The organism is Chlamydiota bacterium (assembly GCA_012729785.1).
GTDB lineage: Bacteria > Auribacterota > Tritonobacteria > UBA1439 > UBA1439 > UBA1439.
The window spans coordinates 20,646-42,047 of the sequence record JAAYCL010000045.1 but is presented as its reverse complement, the minus strand read 5'-3'; the positions used below and the strand labels follow the sequence as shown (position 1 = coordinate 42,047).

Annotated in this window: 22 protein-coding genes and 1 other RNA gene; 22 read left to right on the top strand and 1 reads right to left on the bottom strand. The window is 68.4% G+C overall.

Annotated features, from left to right (window positions below; genetic code table 11):
- Positions 1 to 741: 741 nt before the first annotated feature.
- From GXY35_11760 to GXY35_11670, 19 genes are all read left to right on the top strand, one after another.
- The gene (locus tag GXY35_11760) at positions 742 to 2,280 is read left to right on the top strand and encodes a DEAD/DEAH box helicase (protein NLW95253.1); all 1,539 of its coding nucleotides are present in this window, start codon (positions 742 to 744) and stop codon (positions 2,278 to 2,280) included.
- A complete protein-coding gene (locus GXY35_11755; protein ID NLW95252.1) occupies positions 2,277 to 2,711 on the top strand; it encodes a pyridoxamine 5'-phosphate oxidase family protein in 435 nt (144 codons plus the stop codon). The genes GXY35_11760 and GXY35_11755 overlap by 4 nt, the downstream gene beginning before the upstream one ends.
- The gene (locus GXY35_11750) at positions 2,698 to 3,072 is read left to right on the top strand and encodes a hypothetical protein (GenBank protein ID NLW95251.1); all 375 of its coding nucleotides are present in this window, start codon (positions 2,698 to 2,700) and stop codon (positions 3,070 to 3,072) included. The genes GXY35_11755 and GXY35_11750 overlap by 14 nt, the downstream gene beginning before the upstream one ends.
- A 153-nt stretch (positions 3,073 to 3,225) precedes the next feature.
- Positions 3,226 to 4,143: an ABC transporter ATP-binding protein gene (locus tag GXY35_11745; GenBank protein NLW95250.1), complete on the top strand. Its 918-nt coding sequence runs from the start codon at positions 3,226 to 3,228 to the stop codon at positions 4,141 to 4,143.
- Positions 4,136 to 4,900: an ABC transporter permease gene (locus GXY35_11740; protein ID NLW95249.1), complete on the top strand. Its 765-nt coding sequence runs from the start codon at positions 4,136 to 4,138 to the stop codon at positions 4,898 to 4,900. Before GXY35_11745 ends, GXY35_11740 begins: the two co-directional genes overlap by 8 nt.
- Positions 4,901 to 4,990: 90 nt before the next feature.
- On the top strand, positions 4,991 to 5,755 hold the full coding sequence (hisF, locus tag GXY35_11735) for an imidazole glycerol phosphate synthase subunit HisF (protein NLW95248.1): 765 nt from the start codon (positions 4,991 to 4,993) through the stop codon (positions 5,753 to 5,755).
- 43 nt (positions 5,756 to 5,798) lie between these two features.
- Entirely contained in the window at positions 5,799 to 6,278 is a 480-nt protein-coding gene (locus GXY35_11730; GenBank protein ID NLW95247.1) for a hypothetical protein, read from the top strand.
- A gap of 22 nt (positions 6,279 to 6,300) precedes the next feature.
- Positions 6,301 to 6,804, top strand: a complete 504-nt coding sequence (locus tag GXY35_11725) for a hypothetical protein (GenBank protein ID NLW95246.1) — start codon at positions 6,301 to 6,303, stop codon at positions 6,802 to 6,804.
- 84 nt (positions 6,805 to 6,888) lie between these two features.
- Positions 6,889 to 7,923, top strand: a complete 1,035-nt coding sequence (locus GXY35_11720; GenBank protein ID NLW95245.1) for a hypothetical protein — start codon at positions 6,889 to 6,891, stop codon at positions 7,921 to 7,923.
- Complete coding sequence (locus GXY35_11715; protein NLW95244.1) at positions 7,923 to 9,635, top strand: tetratricopeptide repeat protein; 1,713 nt, start codon at positions 7,923 to 7,925, stop codon at positions 9,633 to 9,635. Before GXY35_11720 ends, GXY35_11715 begins: the two co-directional genes overlap by 1 nt.
- 54 nt (positions 9,636 to 9,689) lie before the next feature.
- On the top strand, positions 9,690 to 10,718 hold the full coding sequence (adhP, locus tag GXY35_11710; GenBank protein ID NLW95243.1) for an alcohol dehydrogenase AdhP: 1,029 nt from the start codon (positions 9,690 to 9,692) through the stop codon (positions 10,716 to 10,718).
- Positions 10,718 to 11,554 (top strand): A/G-specific adenine glycosylase, encoded by an 837-nt coding sequence (locus tag GXY35_11705; protein ID NLW95242.1) that lies wholly within the window; start codon positions 10,718 to 10,720, stop codon positions 11,552 to 11,554. The genes adhP and GXY35_11705 overlap by 1 nt, the downstream gene beginning before the upstream one ends.
- A gap of 129 nt (positions 11,555 to 11,683) precedes the next feature.
- A complete protein-coding gene (locus GXY35_11700) occupies positions 11,684 to 12,082 on the top strand; it encodes a hypothetical protein (protein NLW95241.1) in 399 nt (132 codons plus the stop codon).
- A gap of 63 nt (positions 12,083 to 12,145) precedes the next feature.
- Positions 12,146 to 13,267, top strand: a complete 1,122-nt coding sequence (locus tag GXY35_11695; protein ID NLW95240.1) for a hypothetical protein — start codon at positions 12,146 to 12,148, stop codon at positions 13,265 to 13,267.
- A gap of 63 nt (positions 13,268 to 13,330) precedes the next feature.
- Complete coding sequence (locus GXY35_11690; GenBank protein ID NLW95239.1) at positions 13,331 to 14,395, top strand: alpha/beta fold hydrolase; 1,065 nt, start codon at positions 13,331 to 13,333, stop codon at positions 14,393 to 14,395.
- A 41-nt stretch (positions 14,396 to 14,436) separates the two neighbouring features.
- Positions 14,437 to 15,207, top strand: a complete 771-nt coding sequence (locus GXY35_11685) for an NAD-dependent deacylase (GenBank protein NLW95238.1) — start codon at positions 14,437 to 14,439, stop codon at positions 15,205 to 15,207.
- 43 nt (positions 15,208 to 15,250) lie between these two features.
- Entirely contained in the window at positions 15,251 to 15,670 is a 420-nt protein-coding gene (locus GXY35_11680; GenBank protein ID NLW95237.1) for a YjbQ family protein, read from the top strand.
- A gap of 111 nt (positions 15,671 to 15,781) precedes the next feature.
- Positions 15,782 to 16,139: a transfer-messenger RNA gene (gene ssrA / locus GXY35_11675) on the top strand.
- A gap of 59 nt (positions 16,140 to 16,198) precedes the next feature.
- Positions 16,199 to 16,504 (top strand): hypothetical protein, encoded by a 306-nt coding sequence (locus GXY35_11670; protein ID NLW95236.1) that lies wholly within the window; start codon positions 16,199 to 16,201, stop codon positions 16,502 to 16,504.
- Positions 16,505 to 16,519: 15 nt separating this feature from the next.
- Here GXY35_11670 and GXY35_11665 read toward each other — a convergent pair whose 3' ends face one another.
- Positions 16,520 to 17,806, bottom strand: a complete 1,287-nt coding sequence (locus GXY35_11665; protein NLW95235.1) for a radical SAM protein — start codon at positions 17,804 to 17,806, stop codon at positions 16,520 to 16,522.
- 171 nt (positions 17,807 to 17,977) lie between these two features.
- Here GXY35_11665 and GXY35_11660 point away from each other — a divergent pair, with 171 nt between their 5' ends.
- From GXY35_11660 to GXY35_11650, 3 genes are read left to right on the top strand one after another with little or no spacing between them, the layout of a single operon-like run.
- Positions 17,978 to 19,102 carry a GNAT family N-acetyltransferase gene (locus GXY35_11660; protein NLW95234.1) on the top strand — a complete coding sequence of 375 codons (1,125 nt, stop codon included), beginning with the start codon at positions 17,978 to 17,980 and terminating at the stop codon, positions 19,100 to 19,102.
- On the top strand, positions 19,099 to 20,454 hold the full coding sequence (locus GXY35_11655) for a TolC family protein (protein ID NLW95233.1): 1,356 nt from the start codon (positions 19,099 to 19,101) through the stop codon (positions 20,452 to 20,454). Before GXY35_11660 ends, GXY35_11655 begins: the two co-directional genes overlap by 4 nt.
- 39 nt (positions 20,455 to 20,493) lie before the next feature.
- Entirely contained in the window at positions 20,494 to 21,378 is an 885-nt protein-coding gene (locus tag GXY35_11650; GenBank protein ID NLW95232.1) for an efflux RND transporter periplasmic adaptor subunit, read from the top strand.
- Positions 21,379 to 21,402: the final 24 nt, after the last annotated feature.

Here is a 21,402-nt window from a genome sequence, read left to right as displayed (position 1 = left end):
TCCAGGGACGAGCAAACCTCAATTTGGCGCTGTTTACGTATGTCGTGTATAAATCCGGAGAGCTTGTGCCCGGCTATTTGACTAAGCCCTTCGGCGGAAAGCCCACACTTTTTGTTGCATGATCCCCGGACCCCTGGTGCAAATAAATGCTTCGCCCGGGGAGCCGCCTGGTGTATACTTTTTCAGCTTTGCGGGGTGTCCCCCGCGGAGGCACTGAAGCCCTCGACATGAAGCCGCATCCGGCATATCGCGGCACGCTGGCCGGCCGTATCGCCCGCCCGATTCACCTTCGCGCCTCCCATCGAGGCGCAGATTCCTACAGGAGGGACGCACAGAGTGTTCTCGTTTATCAAGAAGATCAAGGGCCTGTTCGGGGCCGGCACGGCACCCCGACAGGACGAATCCGCAACCTACTCCCCCTATGCGCGGGATCATCTCCGCCGCAATATGCCGCTTCCCGCGGCGCCGCGCCGCGAGGAGGACGACGGGCCGAGGCCTCGCGGCCGCCGCGGCGGCCGAAGCGCAAGGGCGAAGGAAGGCGCGCAGGATGGGCGCCGCCGCGAGAGGAAGGGGACGCAGGAGCCGCGGGTGCCGCGCGAGGGGCGGAAGCGGGGGCAGGCCCCCCAAACCGCGCGGCGCAGGGGGGCGTCGAAAAAGCCCGCCGCGGCGCCCGGCCCCGCGGGGGCGGGCCGCGGGCATGCGCCTTCGCCCGCCCCGACGCCGCCGCCCCGGATGCCGCTTTTGAGGGAGGTGCCCCCGGCGGAGGGGAAGACGCGTTTCACGGACCTCGACATCGCCAAGGAGGTGCTCTGCGGCGTTCAGGACCTCCAGTTCGAGTACTGCACCCCCATCCAGCAGCAGTGTCTCCCCCACGCCCTCGCAGGGAGGGACGTGACGGGCCGGGCGCAGACCGGCACGGGGAAGACGGCGGCGTTCCTCGCCAGCGCGCTCACCTACCTCCTGCGCCACCCGAAGGAGAACCGCACCCCGGGCTCCTGCCGCGTGTTCGTTCTCGCCCCCACGAGGGAGCTCGCCATCCAGATATACAAGGACGCCGAGGTGCTCGGGAAGTACTGCGGCATGAACAACCTCGTGGTCTTCGGGGGGATGGGGTACCACGAGCAGCGCGACGCGCTCGAGAGGCCCATCGACATACTTGTCGGGACCCCGGGGCGCATCATCGACTACACGCGGAGCGGGCATATGCGCCTCGGGGAGGCGGAGATCCTCGTCATAGACGAGGCGGACCGGATGCTCGACATGGGGTTCATCCCCGACGTCCGCCGCATCGTCGGGAAGCTGCCGCCCGCGGGCGAACGGCAGACGATGCTCTTCAGCGCGACCCTGACGCCCGAGATCATCCGGTTGGTGGACAGGTGGCTCGTGGACCCGGTGATGATCGAGTCGGAGCCGGAGCAGCTCGTCACCGACCTGATCGAACAGAAGTTTATCGCCGTCGCGGCGGCGGAGAAGCTCGCCTTCCTCCTCTGGATCCTGCGCTGCGACAACGCGGACAGGGTGCTCGTCTTCTGCAACCGCAGGGACGCCTGCCAGCGCCTCGCCCGCCAGCTCGGACGCTACGGCGTCCAGTGCGGACTGTTGAGCGGGGATGTGCCGCAGGAGAAGCGGCTGAAGATCCTCGAACGCTTCAGGTCGGGGACCACGCCGGTCATCGTCGCCACCGATGTCGCGGCGCGCGGCATCCACGTGGATTCGGTCACCCATGTCGTGAACTACGACATGCCGTATGAGTCCGACGACTATGTGCACCGCGTCGGCCGAACCGGCAGGGCGGGGGAGACCGGAAAGTCGATCGGCTTCGTCTGCGAATACGGCGCGCACATGATCCCCGCCCTCGAGAAGCTGCTCGGGCATCCGATCGCCTGCGAGTATCCGACGGAAGAGATGGTGACGCTCCCCCCGATGCCCGCACAGCCCGCCGCGCAGGCGGCCGCCGCGCCGGAGCTTGAAAAGGCCCCGGCGGAGGCGGGGGGGAGTGCGCCGCGCCTCGGTCCCGACGGGAAGCCGCGCCGCCGCCGGCGTCGTGGGGGGAGGAGGCATACGCGGCGCGGCGCGGCGGAAGCCGCGGCCCCCGCCCCCGGCGGGGAGGCGGCAGTGGAACCTGCGGCCGCGGGCGGCCGCCCGGAGAACCCGCCCGCGGAGACTGTTCCGCCGGACCCCGCGCCCGCCGCATCCGAGGCCGCGTCCCCTTCGCCTTCCGCACCCCGGGTGGATCCGGGGCCCGGCGGCGGCCCCGGTTCGGTTGAGGGGGCTCCGTGAAGCTCGGCGACTACTTCGAGAAGAAACGCGGGATCGGCGTGCTGGCGACCGCGAACGCCTCCGGGGAGGTGGCGATCGCCCTCTACGCGCGGCCGCACGCCGCGGGCGGGAGGACTATCGAGTTCATCATGGCCGACCGCCTCTCCCGCCGGAACCTTGTAAAGAATCCGCACGCGGCCTATCTGTTCGTGGAACGGGGGGACGGGTACCGCGGGCGACGGCTGTATCTCACCAAGACCGGCGAGGAGAGGGATAGCGGCCGGATAGACGCGCTCCGGAGGACGCGTTTGGGCGCGCGGCGCCGGTCGTCCGGGCCGCGTTTCCTTGTTTCGTTCCGGGTCGACAGGGTGCTGCCGCTCGTCGGCCCGCCATCCGGCGGGTCTCGGCGCGCGGGGGGGGCAGGAAAGGACGTGCACGATGGCGGGCGCTGAAGGGAAATCGGTCCAGGATGTCGCGGTCGATGCGGGCAACCTCTACCGCGAGGAGCTGTTCACCGATCTGCGGGTGGCCTCGCTGAGGAGGCTGCTACCGGTGAAGGCGGACGGGACGGACGATCCGGCGCGCCCCCCCCTCTTCATCGGGCAGGCGCATGTGATGTCGGCGGCGGGCCCCATCCCGATACAGTTTCCGATAGAGGCGGCGACCCTCGACGAGGCGCTCGCGAAATTCCCCGCCGGGGTGAAGGCCGCGGTGGAGAAGATGATCGCGGAGGTCAAGGAGCTGCAGCGCGAGGAGGCCTCCCGCATCATCGTCCCCGGCGATGAGCCCGGCCGGATGCTCAAGCTGCGCTGATGCCTCGTCGGGCATCGCGGGGCGTGGAGGGGGCGACGGGGCGCGCGCGGGGGAATCGGCGGCTTCGCCGCCCGTGCCCGCGCCTGCATGCCCCCCACGCCCCCGCGGAGAGATTTCGCCTTTCCCGCGACAAACTATGACGGAGACCCCCCCATGGCATCCGCGGTGACGGCGTCGGGGCTGTGCAAGCGCTACGGCGCCGCGACGGCGGTGGACGGCATCGACTTCGACGTGCGGGAGGGGGAGTGCTTCGGCTTGCTCGGCCCCAACGGCGCCGGCAAGACCACCACGATGAAGATGGTCTACTGCACCCTCCCCCGGAGTTCGGGTGCCCTGTCGGTCCTCGGGATGGATCCCGACCGCTGCCCCGCGGCGATCAAGGCGCAGCTCGGCGTCGTCCCCCAGGACAACAACCTCGACGGCGACCTGAACGTCTGGGCCAACCTCGTCGTCTACGCCCGCTACTTCGGCATCCCGCGGGAGCGCGCCGCGCGCCGCGCCGCGGAGCTCCTCGACTTCGTCCAGCTCTCGGAGAAACGCGCCGCGGAGATCGAAACGCTCTCCTCGGGGATGCTGCGGAGGCTGCTCATCGCGCGGGGGTTGATCAACGACCCGCGGCTGATGGTCTTCGACGAACCGACGGTGGGGCTCGACCCGCAGGCGCGGCACCTGCTCTGGGACCGGATGCGCGAGCTGAAACGCCGCAACGTCACCCTCCTCGTCACGACCCACTACATGGAGGAGGCCGCGGAGCTGTGCGACCGCGTCGCGATCATGGACCGGGGTAGAATCCTCGTCACCGGCTCGCCGCGCGACCTCGTCCGGGAGCATATCGGCGACGAGGTCGTCGAGCTCGTCCCCGACGCCCGCGACGGGGCGGTCGTCGAGGCCTGTCTCGCCGGTCTACCGGTCACAATCGAGAGGACGGCGCACAAGCTCTACATCTACTGCAGGGACTGCGCCGCGCCGCTCGCGGCCCTGATGGAGCACGGGTATCGGGACCTCCGGAGGAGACCCGCCCTTCTCGAGGACGTGTTCCTGAAGTTCACCGGGAGGAACCTCGTTGAGTAGGCCGAGCGCGCGCTTCTGGAGGGTGTGGCGAAGGAACCTCGACGCATTCCTGAAGTATTTCCACGTGAACCTGATCGGGAACCTCGGCGACCCGGTTTTGTATCTGCTCGCGATGGGGTTCGGCCTGGGGAGCTACATGGGCGATCTCCAGGGGGTCCCCTACGTGCAGTTCCTCGCCCCCGGGATCATCGTCTCCGCGGCGATGTTCGCCGCCACGTACGAGTGCACCTACATGAGCTTCCTCAAGATGGTGCACCTGAAGACGTACGACGCCATCATCGCCACGCCGGTGAACGTCGAGGATGTCGTGCTCGGCGACATCGCCTGGGGGGCGAGCAAGGCGCTCTTCAGCGGGGCGATGATGTTCGCCGTGACGGCCGCCTTCGGCCTCGTGCAGTCGTGGTGGGCGCTTCTCGTCATCCCGCTCATCCTCGCGGTCGGGTTCCTGTTTGCGAGCCTCGCGATGCTGGTGACGACGCTGAGCCCGAATTTCGACTTCTTCAGCTACTACTTCGAACTGGCGGTGACGCCGCTCTTCTTCTTCTCGGGCGTCTTCTTTCCGCTCGACCGGTTCCCGGGATGGCTGCGGGCGGCCGCCTTCTGCTCCCCCCTCGCGCACGCCGTATCCATCGCCCGCTCCCTGCTGCTCGGGCATCGGCCCCCGCACCCGTTCCTCGGCGCCGCGCTGCTGATCATCCCGGCGGTCATCCTCTGCCTCGCGAGCATGCGCCGGATGCGGACGCGGCTGATCAGGTAGCGCGCGGGAGGCCGCGTCGGCGCGCGGCGCGAACAAATTGACCTCCATCCCCCTATCGGCCATACTATCCACATCGGGGGGAGGGATGCGATGGAGTACAGGCGGGTCATCCCGTGTCTCGACACGAAGGACGGGCGGCTGGTCAAGGGGGTCAACTTCATCGGGCTGAAGGAGCTCGGCAACCCCGCGGAGAGCGGCGCGGCCTACAGCGAGGCGGGCGCGGACGAGATCGTCTTCCTCGACATCACCGCCACCGTGGAGCGGCGGAGGACGTTCATCCAGTCGGTGCGCCAGACCGCGGCGCGCATCAACGTGCCGCTTACCGTGGGCGGCGGGGTCGGCAGCATCCGATCGTTCGCGGAGCTGATGGCCGCGGGGGCGGCGAGGTGCGCCATCAACACCGCCGCGGTGAGGAAGCCCGCCCTCGTGCGGGAGGCGGCACACGAGTTCGGTCCGGATGCGGTCGTCGTCGCGATCGATACCCGGAGGTCCGCCGCGGTCCCGTCGGGGTACGAGGTGGTCGTGCGCGGCGGCCTGGACGGCACCGGGCTCGACGCGGTCGAGTGGGCGAGGCAGGTCGAGGGGCTCGGCGCGGGGACGATCCTCCCCACCAGCATGGACGCCGACGGCACGAAGGCCGGGTACGACATCCCGATGACCCGCCTGATCGCGGACGCGGTGCGGATACCGGTCATCGCCTCGGGCGGGGCGGGCACGCTCGAGCACCTCTACGAGGCGATTGCCCAGGGGCACGCCGACGCGGTCCTCGTCGCCTCCATCGCCCACTACGGCACCTACACGATCCGGCAGATGAAGGAGTATTTGGCCTCCCGGGGCGTTCCGGTGCGCCTCTGAGGGCCGTGCGTGACACATGCGCAGCCATCCCGCAACGGCGCGAATGCGCCTGCATCGGCTCCGCCGGGGCGCGGCGTTTCTCATCGTTGCGGCTCCCGCGTGCCTGCGCGCGACGGAGGAGGCGGATGCCCGGCGGCTGGCGGTGGATCCCGAGGCGTACGTCGGGAGGCGCGTGGCGATCGAGGCAAAATTCTCGAGGATCGACAACGGGCGCGATCCGTGGGAGGAGCAGGCGAACCTGAAGGCCTCGCGGATGGTCAAGTTCACGGCGGCGCCGCTTGGCGGACTCAAATGCTACGCCGCCCGCTCGCGGCGGAACGTGGATGCGCTCGCGGAGCTGAAGAGGCGGGACCGGATCGTGCTCGTCGGCGCGGTGAAAAGGTACCGGACGTCGAGGAAGGTGTCCGTCACCAGGAGATCGAAGGCGACCGGCAGGTGGATCAAGACCGAGCGCGAGGAGCGCGGGCGGGTGCGGTACGGATTCGTCGTCGATTCGATCGAACGGGACGGCGGGGGCCGATGAGGACCCATGTGGGAGGTGCGGGATGCGAGGGGCGGTGTATGCGGCGTGCGCTGCCGCCATTTTGGCGACCGGCGGCGGCGCGCGGGGGGCTGAGGAGACGGACCCGGCCGGCCTCGTGGCGAACCCGAGAGGGTTCGTCGGCAGGACGGTGACGATCACGGTCAGGTTCGGGAAGATCAACAACGTCTTCCGCGGCTGGGAGGCGGAGGCGAATCTGAAGGCGTCCACGAAGATCAAATTCGCCGCGATGCCGCTCGCCGAGATCGCATGCTACGCGGAGAAGAACGACAGGAACGCGGAGCTGCTCGGGGGGCTTCGCCGGGGCCAGGAGGTGACCCTGACCGGCCATCTCAAGAAGTTCAGGCTCGAAACGAAGATCAAGGGCGAGCGGCGGACGGTGAAGCGGTCGGTGAAGGGCTCCGAGCTCTACGGCTTCATCGTCCAGCGGATCGAGGAGATCGGGGAGGCGCCGCCGGGCGGGCCGGGCGGGAGGATGCCCCGGGGCCGCCTGATGCTGCAGCGGTAGCGATCATTCCGCGGCACGACGCCCCCCGGGGGTCTGCGCCGGGGTTTGAGACGGCCCGTGACGGCATTGGGCCAGGGAGGGACGATGAGAGGGTGGACGGCGATCGCGGCACTGCTCGTGTGCCTGTGCGGGTGCGGCGCGCCCACCCCGGCGGCGGCGCCGCGCGGGGCGGTCGTGCCGGTCGTGAACCGGGACTACTTCCCCACGCTGATGCAGATGATCGAGGGGGCGCAGAAAACGGTGGAGTTCATCCAGCTCGAGTGGCACTACACCCCCGAGACGGTCGGGAAAATCCAGGAGGCGCTCCGTGACGCCGGGAGGCGGGGCGTGCGGGTGCGGGGCCTGATCGAGGACCATATCTCCTTCAACCCCCGGAGCGTGGAGTTCCTCGTGGAGAAATTCGGCGTGGACGCCAAGCTCGACACGCCGGAGAAGATGACGCACAACAAGTTGTTCATTGCGGACGGGGCGGCGGTGCTGCTCGGCTCGACCAACCTCACGCACAACTCGATGGCGCGCAACAACGAGACGAACGTGCTGATCCGCGACACGGCCGTCGCGGGGTACTTCCAGGACTACTTCGAGAGGCTCTGGGCGGACTCCGCGGAGGAGCCGGACCTCCCCCCGCTCGCCGCGGGGACGGTCACCGCCTTCACCAACCGTTCGTTCCTCGGGCAGGTCCTCCCGCTCTTCGACGGGGCCAAGGAGTCGATCCGCGTCCTGATGTACGGAATCAGCTACCGTGCGGGGAACGCCGGGTCGAGCGTCAACCGGCTTGTGGAGGCGCTCGTCGCGGCGCGGAGGCGCGGCGTCGGGGTGCGGGTCCTCCTCGACCGGAGCGACTACAACGAGGGGATCAACGAGGTGAACGAGCGGACGAAGGCGTACCTCGAGTCTCAGGGGGTGGAGGTCCGCTGGGACGACGAGCGGGTCACGAGCCACGCCAAGCTCATCATCGCCGACGACGCGGCGGTCGTCGGGTCGTACAACTGGGGACGCGACGCGATGGACCGCAGGAACGAATGCGGCGTGCTGCTCACGGATCCGTACGCGCGCGACTATTTCATCCGGTACTTCGACACCCTCTGGGAGGGGAAGCCGTGGCCGCGGGGGGGCTGATGCGCCGTCATACGCTCGGGCTCGCGGGCGCGCTCTGCGCTGTCCTCTGCGCCGGGCCCGCCTCCCCGCAGGGGGGGGCGGCCGGCGTGTCCCCGCCCGGCGGGGAGTCGTTCCGCTTCGCCGTGGTGGGGGATAGCCAGCCGCATAACGCCTACGCCCTTCCCAACAAGGTCTATGGGATGATCCTGGACCGGGTTAACAAACTTGGCGTCGATTTCGTGCTTCATGTCGGGGATGTGGTCGAGGGGTACTGCAATCTCGGCACGTTCAAGCGGCAGCTTACCGAGTTTATCGACTCCTCCAGGAAGCTGAAGGTCCCGTGCTATATCGCGTTCGGGAATCACGACATGAGCGTTCCCCAGGGGAGGGGCGACCTGTCAAGGATGCTGGGGCAGCCGTTCTATCAGTCGTTCCATCACAAGGGTGCGTATTTCGTCCTTCTCAATACGAGCATGCTCGATCCGGATCGGCATGGGGTCCTTTCCGAAGAGCAGTTTCAGTGGCTGTCGAAGATGCTCGCGGAGAACAAGGACAAGAAGCCGATCTTCGTCTGCCTGCACCACCCGGTCTTTTCCAGGGAACCCATCGCGGATTCCCGGCGTCTGCACTCCCTGCTGCTGCGCCACGGCGTCGCGGGCGTATTTTCGGGGCACGAGCATCTCTATCGCGCCGAGGAGCACGATGGTATTCGCTACTACGTCACCGGCGGCGGGGGGGGGCCGCTCTTTCTGGAGGATGACGGCGGGATTTACCATTTTCTCCTGGTCACGGTGGAGGACGGAAACTGGCGGGTGGATCTCCAAAAGGTGGACGGCGGCACCGGGGGCGTGTTCAGGGTTGGGGGGGAGCTTCAGAGCCCCCTTGTCATGAAGACGATCAAGGAGCAGACGGGCGGGATCGGTGCAGCCGACGGAGCGGGGACGACCTCATCCGGCGAGGATGCGGACCTCCGAGCGGGGGCTCTGCGTCTGCAGGCGGGCGAGTACGAGGCCGCGGTCGATGCCTGCCGTCGGGCGCTTATCCCCGATCCCGCCAATATACCTGCCCTTCAGACTTTGGCGCTGGCCCGCATCCTGCAGAACAGGGAGAGATGGGAGGCCTACCCGTACCTGCACACGCGTAAGTCATTCGGCGAGCTTAAGGAACTCAACGACATCTTTACTACGTTGCTCTCCTTGGAGAGCAATGGATCCTCAAGGGCCCAGGCGCTTAACAACTACGCCGTAATGCTCTACCTCGGCGGTCTCGCGCCCGCTGAGGCAATCGAGCAGTATCTCAACGATGCGATCGCGTCGGATCCGACGCTCCCGGAACCGCACGTCAATCTCGGCAACATCCAGTGGCAGGGACAGCGCGTCGGCCCCGCCGGGCTTTCCTATCTCAGGGCACTCAAGCTCGACCCCGGCTGCTCCGCGGCGAAACACAATCTTGCGACGATCCTGGTGTTGGACGGGAAGATAGACGAGGGAATCGACGTTTACCGGGAGCTTGTTGCGCAGGATCCGTCCAACTACAAGGTGTTGAATTCCCTCGCGGATGCGTACCTGCACAGGTATCAGGCCGACCCTGCCCGGACGCGCGATCTCCTCCTGGCGCGCGATACGCTGAGGGAGTCCCTCCGCATCAAACCGTCGCAGACGATGGCGGGTGTCATGCTGCGGAAGATCGCGAAGGATCAGCCGGAATTCCACGAGACCGTCGGCATCCGCTGACCGACGGAAGTTTGCCCGCGGCGCACTGCCGCCGCGTGGGACAGGGGGGAACGGATGAAGAAAACCATGCGGGCGGCGCTGGTGCGCGAGTTCGGGAAGCCGCTCTCGATCGAGGAGGTCCCGGTTCCCTCGCCGGGGCCGGGGGAGCTGCTCATCCGTGTCGTCGCGAGCGGGGTCTGCCACACGGATTTGCACGCCGCCGACGGGGACTGGCCGGTGAAGCCGTCGCTCCCGTTCATCCCGGGGCACGAGGGGACGGGGACCGTGGCCGCGCTCGGGCACGGGGTGAAGTGTCCGTCGGTCGGCACGCGGGTCGGCGTCCCCTGGCTTTACCGCGCCTGCGGGGCGTGCGACTACTGCCTGACCGGCTGGGAGACGCTCTGCGAGTCTCAAAAGAACACCGGCTACTCCGTCAACGGCGCCTACGCGGAGTACCTTGTCGCCCCCGCGGCCTACGCGTGCCCCCTGCCGACGGCGCTCGATCTCGTCCAGGCCGCGCCGATCCTCTGCGCGGGGGTGACGACCTACAAGGGGCTCAAGGAGACGGAGGCGCGGCCGGGGGAGTGGGTCGTGATATCGGGCATCGGCGGCCTCGGCCACCTCGCGGTCCAGTACGCGCGGGCAATGGGGTTGCACGTGGCGGCGGTGGATATCGCGGACGAGAAGCTCGCCCTCGCACGGGAACTCGGGGCCGAGGTCGCCGTCGACGCGCGGCGCGGGGAGGCGGTTGAGGAGATCCAGGCGCTGACCGGAGGGGCGCACGGGGTGCTCATCACCGCCGTGTCGCCGCCGGCGTTCCGCCAGGGGGTGGGGATGCTCAGGAAGGGCGGGACCTGCGTGCTCGTGGGGTTGCCCCCGGGCGAGTTCCCGCTCCCGATCTTCGATATCGTGCTGAAGCGCCTCACGGTCAGGGGATCGATCGTGGGTACGCGGAAGGACCTGCGTGAGGCCCTCAGGTTCGCCGCGGAGGGGAAGGTGCGCTGCGCCGTCGAGACCGCGCCGATCGAGGCCGTGAACGATATCTTCGGCCGTCTCCGTCGCGGGGAGGTGCGCGGCCGGATCGTCCTCACCCCGGGTGCGTGATGGTGGCGACGAAGATGCGGGGCCTTTCCCCGGCCCAGGTACGCGCCTTCAGGCGGCGCGTCCGCCGCCACTACGCGCGGCATGGGCGTCTGTTCCCCTGGCGCGACGCGCCCCTCCCGTATCGGGTGCTCGTGTCGGAGGTGATGCTTCAGCAGACGCAGGTCGACCGCGTCGCGGAGAGGTTCCCCGGCTTCATTGCCTCCTTTCCCGACTTCCCCTCGCTCGCGCGCGCCCCTCTGCGGCGGCTGCTCGCGGCCTGGAGCGGTCTCGGGTACAACCGGCGCGCCCTCGCCCTGAAGGAGACCGCCGCGCGCATCGTCGCGGGGCCCGGCGGCGCGCTGCCGCCTTCCCCGGAGGAGTTGCGCCTCCTCCCCGGGATCGGGCGGGCGACCGCCGCCTCGATCGCGGCGTTCGCCTTCAACGCCCCCGTCGTGTTCGTGGAGACGAATATCAGGGCGGCGTTCATACACGAATTCTTTCCGGCGCGGCGGACCGTGGCCGACCGCGAGCTGCTGCCCCTCGTCAGGCAAACGCTCGACAGGCGGAACCCGCGGGAATGGTACAACGCCCTCATGGACTACGGGGCGATGCTCAAGAGACGGCACGGCAACCCGGCGCGGCGGAGCGCGCACCACCGGGGGCAGCCACCCTTCGCGGGATCCGACCGGGAACTGCGGGGGCGTCTGCTCCGCCTGATGCTGGCGGAGGGGGCGGCGGTCGCGCGCCTCCTCGCCGTCCGCCTCGGCGAGGACGTTCCGCGGGTGAAAAAAATCCTCGGAGGGCTCAGGCGCGACGGCCTGGTGGCGCAGCGGGGCGCACGCTGGTCGATCGCCTGAGGGGGTCGACGGTACGCCCCCGTCCGCGGCGCCCCTCGCGGCGGCGGTGCGGATGCGTGCGGGCGTTGGGGGTGGACACGGGCGCCGCGCGCGGGGTATCATCGTGCACGCGCTCGGGAGGAGGATGCGATGATCGCCAGGGGGCCGCGCGTCCGGTGGGTCGCGGCGGGCATCGGGCCCGCGGCGGCCGTCGCCGTGTGCATCCTCCTCCAAATCCGGCAGCCCGCACCGGTGCCCCCGGCGCCCGGCGCCCTCCGCCCGATCGGGGCGAAGGACCGTCTTCTCATCCTCGCCCCACGCGAGGCCGACAAGGCGCTCGCGGCCGAAAGGCTCATCCGGCGCCTCCTCGTCGCGGTGCCGTGGGGGGGCGATGCGGCACCCGGACGCCGTGTTTGTGGAATCGCGCGGGACGCGCGGTTCCGTCGCCTGTTCGAGCACGGGCCGGGAACTGTGCACAATCTTTCGCCCGGGAATCTTCGCAACGGGATGATGCGGGCGAGGCGCCGGGGCGTTTCCCGCGGAGCGTAGTGCGTCAAGGGCGAACAGAGTCGGCCGGACAGGGCCGTGATCCATGCGAAAGCGAGGAGCGTGATGACGAGTCCGTTCGCGATTCCCCAGCCCGGGCTCCGGGTGAAACCCGGCAGCCCTTCGATCGACATGCCGACGCAGGAGGAGGCGGCGGTTTACCCCGCGGAGGCGGCGAAGATCCTCGAGCAGATACGGGCGGCGCAGGCCGCCTGTTCCGGATTCCGTCTCGACTGGGTCCGCGGACGCCATTTTCTTGTCGCCGGCGGCACCGGCTCCGGGTTCGGCGGCTGCGTCGCGCAGGCGCTCTTGGAGCGTCTCGGCGAGGAGGGGAGCCTCACGATCGTCTCGCGGGACCCGTCCCGGTCGATCGCCTACGAGACGGGAATCCTGACAGCGGAGGCGGCGGCGCGAGCCGGGATGGGGACGCGTTTCCACTGGATCAACTACGGGCTCGCCGTGGAGGGGAAGAAGTTCGAGCGGATAGTCGCGGCGCTCCGCGAGGCGGGGGCGTCGCGGGTCGTCTACCTGAACGCCGTCGCGGCGGCGCACTCTGGACTCATGCCCGGTTCCCCTCCCGTGTACGTGAAGGACATCGACGAGGAGGGGCTTTTTCAGTGGCGGCTCCTTCCTCTCGATGAAAGGGCGATCGAGGCGACGCACGGGCCGATGGGGCGTCTCGCCGCCGGGTTCCCCGCGGCGCTTGAGCGGGCGGGGGTGGGCGTCGAGGCGACGCTGTTCTGCGACTGGCGGGGAAGCCTCGACCGCACCAGCCGCGATCCCGCGAGCCCCGACTACGGCCGCCAGGGGCCCTACTCGACGAGTCTCTACATCCCCAAGGAGATACTCCGGGAGGCGACGCGCGCGGCGATCGGGACGAACAAGATCGCCGTCGACCTGTTTTTGCCGGTGATGCAGACGCGCGCCCTCTCCCTCGTCCCCGGGGGGATCCTGATGCCGCGCCTCTTCGACGCCCTGATGCGGCGCGAGGGAGTGCGGCGGGTCGATCCGCCCGAGCTCGCCCTCGCCGCGCTCGACAGGGTCGGCCGCGCGCTCGCGGGCGACTCACACAACCCGTTTCCCCGGCTCGACCTCCACGAGGCGGCGCTCGATCTCTGGTTCATCGAGGTGCTCGCGCGCCTGAACGAGGACACGGCGAGCCCGTTTTATTTCAAACGCTGGGTGTGACCGCACGGTTCGCCCCCCGCCGGCGGGCCTGATCGCGGCGGGCGGATACCGGAGGCATCGAGCATGAAACGACCGATGATGCGTCTGCTGTGCGTCTCCCTCCTCTGCAGCGCGCCGTTGCAGGCGCAGCAGCCGAAGCCAAACGCGTCTCCGACCGCGGCGGAGCGTTCGATTTCGATGCCCGCCTTGTTCCGCGAGAAGGAGGTGACGGTCGGGGCGGGGCAGTGGGCCCTTCCCGGGACGCTCACCCTCCCCGCGAAGGAGGAGCCGTGCTGCGCCGTGGTGCTCGTGCACGGGTGGGGGCCGCACAACCGCGACGAAAGCTTCGGTCCCAACAGGCCGTTTCGCGACCTCGCGTGGGGGCTCGCCTCGCGGGGCATCGCGGTCCTCCGCTACGAGAAGAGGACGAAGGAGCACCGGCGCACGATCGACCGGGAACGTCTCACCGCGGATGAGGAAACGGTGGATGACGCCCTCGCGGCGGTGAAGCTCCTGCGCGAAACGCCCGGGATCGACCCGAAGAAGATATACCTGCTCGGGCACTGTTTCGGGGGGACGCTCGCCCCGAGGATCGCCGCGCGCGACGAGAAGGTCGCGGGGATTATCGTCTTCGCGGGCGCGAGCAGGCCGATCGAGGAGGTGCTGCTCTCCCGCGCGGAGTACCTTCTCTCCCTGGGGGGGGATGACCCGTCACCGGGCGACAGAGCCGCGTTGGAGGGGCTCCGGGAGCAGGTCGCGAAGGTGAAGGACGCATCGCTCTCGGATACGACCTCTTCCGCCGACCTGCCCCAGGGGCTCCCCGCCTCATACTGGCTCGGTCTCCGCGGCTACGATCCCCCGAGGGAGGCGAGGAGATTGAATATCCCGATCCTGGTCCTCCAGGGCGGGAGGGATTACCACGTGACCGCCGCGGATTTCGATAGGTGGAAGAAGGCGCTCGAGGGGCGGCAGAACGCGCAGTTCGATTGGTACCCTGAGTGCAATCACCTGTTCGTCTCGGGGGAGGGGATGAGCACCCCCGAGGAGTACCTCCAGCGCCGGAGGACGGTCGAGGGGCCCGTGCTCGACCGGATTGCCGCGTGGGTCAAGGCGGCCGCCCGCGGGGAGGAGCGGCCGTTTCCCAAATGAGGGGGGCGGGGCGCGGCGGCCGTGCGCGCGGGGATCTGCCGATGGGCGGGAAAACGCTCGACGCGGTCGCGGCGGCGCTCCGGGAGGCGGCGTCCGTCGTCGTTCTTACGGGCGCCGGCGTCTCGGCGGAGAGCGGGATCCCCACCTTCCGCGACGCGATGGAGGGGCTCTGGGAAAAGTTCGACCCGATGGAGCTCGCCACGCCCGAGGCGTTCGCGAGGCGTCCGCGTGTCGTGTCGCGTTGGTACGACGAACGGCGCCTGCAATGCGCCTCGTGCCGTCCGAATCCCGGTCACGCGGCGCTGGCGGGAATGGAACGGCTGATCGAGGAGCGGGGGGGGCGGTTCGCGCTTTTGACCCAGAACGTCGACGGCCTGCACCAGGCGGCGGGGAGCCGGCGCGTCGTCGAACTCCACGGCTCGATACGGCGGTGGCGCTGCCTGCGCTGCGGGATGGAGCGCGAGGAGCGGGAAGGGGCGTTCAACCGCTACCCCCCCCGGTGCGAATGCGGAGGGGTGCGGCGCCCCGCGGTGGTCTGGTTCGGCGAGCGGCTGCCGGAGGAGGCGGTCGAGGCGGCAGATACAGCGCTTCGCTCCTGCGACCTCTTCTTCTCCGTGGGGACGAGCGCCGTCGTCCAGCCCGCGGCGGGCTTCATGGAGATTGCGCTCGCTCGCGGCGCCAAAACGGTCGAGATCAACCGGGATCCGACGCCGGCGACGCATGCGGTCGACTGGGCCATCCGCGGCCGATCGGGCGAGGTGCTCCCGGCGCTCCTTTCAGCAATGGGGTCAGGTCCTTATTTATTATTTTAGTCCGGCAATATAATAAATAAGGACCTGACCCCAAGGGGGGACGATGAGGATTGTGAACGGGAAGATCGAGATCGAGACGAAGGGGGACGGGGACCTGCGCGATATCACGGGGGAGGTCGCGCGGATCCTCGAGGCGACGAAGCTGAAGACGGGGATCGTCACGGTCTTTGTCGCGGGGTCCACCGCCGCGGTCACGACATTCGAGTACGAACCCGGGATGGTCCAGGATATCACGGAACTCTACGCGAGGCTGGTTCCCCGCAACAGGCGTTACGCGCATGACGAGACGTGGGGGGACGCGAACGGTTTCAGCCATCTGCGCGCGGCGCTGCAGGGGCCCTCGCTTGTCGTGCCGTTCGAGGGAGGCGAACTGACGTTGGGGAGATGGCAGCAGATTGTGCTGGCGGAGTTCGACAATCGGCCGCGCAGGCGAAGGCTAGTGGTGCAGGTGATGGGGGAGTGACGAAAGGGCGTGAACGATGCGGCGGCTCCGCCTCAAGCGGGCCCGGGGACGCCCCCCGGGGCTTGATTCCGGGAGGCGGGTGGGATATACTATATTTCGGACCAACGAAAGGGGGGTGATCGGTTTCGACTGGTGTACGTGTGCTTCAGCTGCGTGCAGAGGTTGTCAGGAGGCCTCTTAAAACACCTGGCACAATCATAACTGCGAACGAGCAGTTAGCACTGGCCGCGTAAATCACGCGGTCACGTCCTCCTGAAACCCGCCTGCGGTGACGGGAAGGACGCCGGAAGCAGGCTGGACACGGACCTTGTTCCCTGGGGGTCGTGCCCATCGTTCTGCAGGGGATAGCGGCCCGGGCATCCGGCCCCTTCGGGAGGCCAGGGCGGCGAATTCAAAGCAGGGGCTACGCACGTAGATGCTGTCGCGTGTGTCCATCAGGACGCGGGTTCGATTCCCGCCACCTCCACCATTCTTTTCCATCCGAGGCCCGCGGCGCACCGCTGCGGGCCTCGTACCGCGAGGAGGCAGATGAAAACCGTTTGTCGTATGTGCGCCGTGTGCGCGGCGGCGATCGCCCTCGCCGGCCCCGTCTGGGGAATGGGCGACAGGGAGGTCATCCGCGAGTACGAGTATCCGCGGCGGGAGAGGGTGATCGAGCGGGAGAAGATCATCTACCGGGACAGGGAGGTCAAACACAAGGACGCCCCGAAGCATCAAAGCGGCTCGAAGCACCACGATGCCCCGAAGCATCACGACGCCCCGAAGCACCACGATGCCCCGAAGCACCAAAGCGGCTCGAAGCACCACGACGCCCCGAAGCACAAGCACAAGTAGAGGGTGGGGACGCCGTCATGCGTCGGCGATCCAGGACATCCTGCGGTTGTGCGCGCGCCACTTGCGCAGGATCATGAAGCCCATGAAGCGGAAGAAGACGTCGCGGAACCTGCACCTCAGCAGGGAGAAGAACGTCCTGGTGAGCGAGTAGTACCGCATGTAGGCCTTCAGCACGGCCACCTGGAGCTCCTTTGCCGAGAGGAGCTTCGGGGTGAAGACGATGTGATGCCCGTCGTAGAGCGTCCAGTCCTTCGTGAAGATCCTCTTCTGCGCCTCCAGCAGCTCGTAGACGCGCGTCCCCGGGAACGGGGTGAGGATCGAGATCTGGAGCGTGTCGAGCTTTTCGCGGAGCGCGAAGCGGACCGTGTCCCAGACGGTCTTTGCGTTGTCGTCTTCCCCCCCGAGCACGAACATCCCGTGGATCAGGATCCCCTTCCGGTGGATCGAGCGGATCGCGTGCACGATCTGGCTCACGGACTGGCGTTTCCCGTATGAGCTGAGCGTCTTCTGGTTCACCGATTCGAACCCGATGCAGACGATCCTGCAGCCGGCGCGCGCCATCGCGTCCAGGAGTTCCTTGTCGCGCGCGACCTCGCACCGGATCTGGCAGATCCAACCCCTGATCCCCGCCTCCTCGATCATCGTCAGCAGGGTCCGCGTGCGCGCGGGGTTCGCGGTGAAGTTGTCGTCGCAGAAGAAGTACTTCTGCTTCCCGCGGGCCGTGAGCTCCGCCATCACGTTTCCCGCGCTCCGGAACCGGTAGCGCCGGCCGAAGATCTTCGTCACGGAACAGAAGCTGCAGTCGAAGGGGCACCCTCGCGAGGTCGAGACGGGGACGATGGGTATCCTGGATCTGAATCCGTTCACGAGGGTGAAGTCGGGGAACGGCAGCGCATCGAGGTTTTCCACCGGCCTCCCGCGGACGATCGGCTCCCGGTTCTTCCCCTCGACGATGTCGGCGATCACCTCCTCCGCCTCGCCGACGACGACCTGCCGCGCGTGGAGAAGCGCCTCCTCGGGCATCAGACTCGCGTGGACCCCGCCGATGATCACCTTCTCGCGCGGGAAGCTGTCCGCGATCTCGTAGCCTCGCGGGGCGGTGGCGGTGAGGATGGAGATGCAGACCAGGTCCGCGTCGAGGCGGGAATAGTCCGGGGCGTGGAAATCCTCGTGGTGGATCACGACCTCGTGGCCGCGGTCACGGAGTATCGTCCCGAGGTAGACGGGGCCCAGGAGCGGCATCGGGATCTTGCTGTAGACGTTCGCCCCCGACGAGCGTGGTTCGATGAATACGATCTTCACTGCGCTTTCAGCCCCATTGGTTCCCGCGTCGGTACGAACCGCGATCCGGCCACAGTGTACCCCCGCCTATCCCCGGACGCAACCTCAATCGCCCCCTCGGCGGGCGCGGGGGGGCGTACAATGCCGGGTTTCGCCCGCGCCTGGTTGTGCTATACTACGGCACATTCCGCTATGGAACCCCGGACCCTCAGCTACGAGATCGTGGACTCGGTCGAGAGGATCCCGCGCCTCGAGTGGGATGCCGTTTTCGGCGACATCCCGGAGGGGTACGACTTCTACCGCACCCTCGAACTCTCGAACCCCCCCGGCTTCTCCTTTTTCTACGCGGCGATCTTCGACCGAAGCCGCGTGCTCCTCATCGCGCCGCTCTTCGTCTCCGACTGTCCCCTCGAGGCCGGGTTCCACGGCGTCGCCGGGCGTCTCCTCCGCCGCCTCCGCAAGGCGTTCCCGCGCATTCTCTCCACGCGGACGCTCTACTGCGGATCGCCGTTCAGCGAGTATGGCGTTATCGGCGTGCGGCCCGGCGCGGACGACCCCGGCGCCCTCGTCGAGGAGCTCCTCCGCGCCCTGGACGGCTTCTCCCGGGCGCGCAATCTCCCGTGCATCGTCTTCAAGGACTTCAGGGAGTGCGACTCCGTGCTCCTCGAACCGCTGCGGCGTCGCGGGTTCGCGAAGGTGCGCGGTCTGCCCACCGTCGTCACCGACCTTCAGAGCCCCACCTTCGACGGGTACCTGCGCGCCCTCTCCCGTTCGACGCGGAAGGATGTCCGCCGGAAGGTCCGGAAGGCGCTCGCCGAGGCGCGCGTGCGGGTCGAGATCGCGGACGATGTCGCCCCGATCGCGGACGAGGTGCATCGCCTCTACATGAACACCTGCGGGGCCGGCGGCGCGCGTTTCGGCCGGCTGACGAAGGAGTTCTTCCTCCACGCGGGAGCCCAGATGAAGCCGCGCCTCCTCTTCTTCCTCTACCGCGCGGACGGGAGGCTCGCCGCCTTCAATCTCTGCCTCGTCCACAAGGACCTGCTCCTCGACAAGTACATCGGCTTCGACTACGAGATCTCCCGCCTGCACAACCTCTACTTCGTATCATGGTTCTGCAATATCGAATGGTGTCTCGAGCACGGCGTGCGGCGCTACCAGACCGGGCAGAACGGCTACGGCCCGAAGCTGCGCCTCGGGGGGACGCTCATGCCGCTCAACCTGTACATCCGGCACCGGAACCCGACCGCCGGTCTGCTCTACAGGATGGCGGTGGCAGGGGCGGCCGGCGTCGCCCGGCGGGCGGAGAGGAGATGAGGGCCGCGAATACGGCTGTCGTCGCGCTGACCTTCCTGTCCGCGGCGGGCATCCCCTGCCGGGCGGCGGAGTCCACCCTCCCGGCGTCGCTCTCGCTGTCCCTCCGCGAGACGATCGAGCGCGCCCACCTGAACAACAAGGAACTCCAGATGCAGGCCAAGGAGATCCGGGCTGCCCGGGCCGACCGGCTCGGCGCCGTGACCCCGTTCCTCCCGCGTCTGGACATCGACGGGGGCTACACCCGCAACAGCGCGACGCTTTTCGAAAACGGGGACGCTTCGTTTGCGGCCGACTCCGACAAGGATATCGGGGTCTTCACCGGCTACAAGAACACCCTCCGGGCGGGTGGCACGGTCGCCCAGTCGATCTACCGCGGCGGGGGGGACTATGCCGCTTTGAAGAAGGCCGATCTGGAGATACGGGTCCGGGAGGAGACGCTGCGGGCGCTGAAACTCGACGTGGAGTTCGAGGCGAAACGGCTCTACCACGGCCTCCTCCTCGCCCACGAGAACGTCTGCATCGCCGAAAACCTCCTCGCCCAGGCGCAGGCGCACTATGCGGTCGTGGCACGCAAGTTTGAACAGGGCACCTCCTCGCGGTTCGATCTGCTCCAGTCGAAGGTCCACGTCTCCCTGCTCCTCCCCCAGGTCGTCACGGCGCGGAACAGCGTCGATCTGACCGACGCGGACCTGAAAAAACTCCTCAGTCTCCGGATGGGGGACCGCGTCGTCCTGACGGGGCGGCTCGAGCACGCCTCGATCGCCATCGACGAGGAGAGGTTCCTCGCCCGGGCGCTGGCCCGCAGGCCCGAGATGGTCCTCAAGGCGCTCGGGGTGGATATGGAGGCGTGGGCGATCCGGCAGGCACGGGCGACGCGCCTGCCCCGGGTCGACGCCGTCCTGGACACCTTCTTCCAGTCCGACAAGGCCGGGGACCTGTTCAACTCCCAACATAACCTCTGGAATGCGGGGGTGACCGTGGGCGTGCCGATCTTCGACGGTTTCTACACGAAGTCGAGGGTGGACGCGGCGTGGGCCCGGTACGCGCGGGCGGGCCTCTCCAGGGAGAACACGGAGGAGGAAACGGCGGTCGCCGTGCGGCGCGCCTGCCTCGATCTGCGCCAGGCCTCGGCGATCATCGAGTCGCAGCGCGACAACGTCGACGAGGCCCGGGAGGCGCTGCGGATCTCCGAGGTGGCGTACGACAACGGCGTCGGAACCAACCTCGACGTCCTGGACTCGCTCGTCTCCCTGAGCCAGGCGCAGCAGTACTACGCCTCGGGGATCTACGAGTACCTGATGGCGCGCGCCGCCCTTGACAGGGCGATGGGGGAGAGCGCGGCGGGACCGTAGGCGCGAGGCGGGGCGGACAGCGGACCGAGGAGGGATCGAATGCGCGACAGGATGCTGAAGCTGCTCAGGGACGCCGCCGCCTTCGCGCGGGCGCATCGCCGCGTGGCGGCCGCAGCCGTCGTCGCGGTCGTATGTGCGGTCGTCGCGCTCGTCTGCATCGTCCGGCGCGCGGAGCGGATCCGCGCGGGGACGCTCAAGGTCTCGGGCACCATCGAGGGCGACAATGTGCGCATCTCGTTCAGGGTCGGCGGGAGGATCGTCGAGCTTTTGACGGACGAGGGGCGCGTGATCTCGCGGGGCGACATCGTCGCGCGGCTCGACACCGACGAGCTCTCGAAGATCCGGGACGAGGCGGCGGCGTCGCTCCGGGCGGAACAGTACCGGGCGGAGCTCGCCGATGTCGACTACGCGCGTCTCGAGAATTTGTTCCAGGCGGGCGCCGTATCGGCCCAAAAGCGGGACGAGGCCAAAACCAAGGCCGACTCGACGCGGGCGAACGTCGCGCAGCTCAAGGCGCAGCTCGCGCTCGAAGAGACCCGGCTCGGCTACGCGAACCTAGATTCGCCGCTGAACGGCTTCGTGCTGCTGAAGAGCGCCCTGCCGGGGGAGGTGGTCCAGCCCGGGGCGCCGGTGTTCACCTCGATCGACCTGAACAACCTCTGGCTCACGGCGTACGTGAACGAGACCGACCTCGGCAGGGTGAAGCTGAACCAGGAGGCGCACGTCGAGACCGACACGTTCCGCGGGAAGCGGTACCCGGGACGGGTCTCCTTCATCTCCCAGGAGGCGGAGTTCACCCCGAAATACATCCAGACCACGACGGAGCGCGTCAAGCTGGTCTACCGCATCAAGGTGCGGGTGGACAACAAGAGTCTCGAACTCAAGCCGGGGATGCCGGCGGACGCCTACATCAGGATCGACTAGTCCTCGATCCGCGGCCGGCCGTTC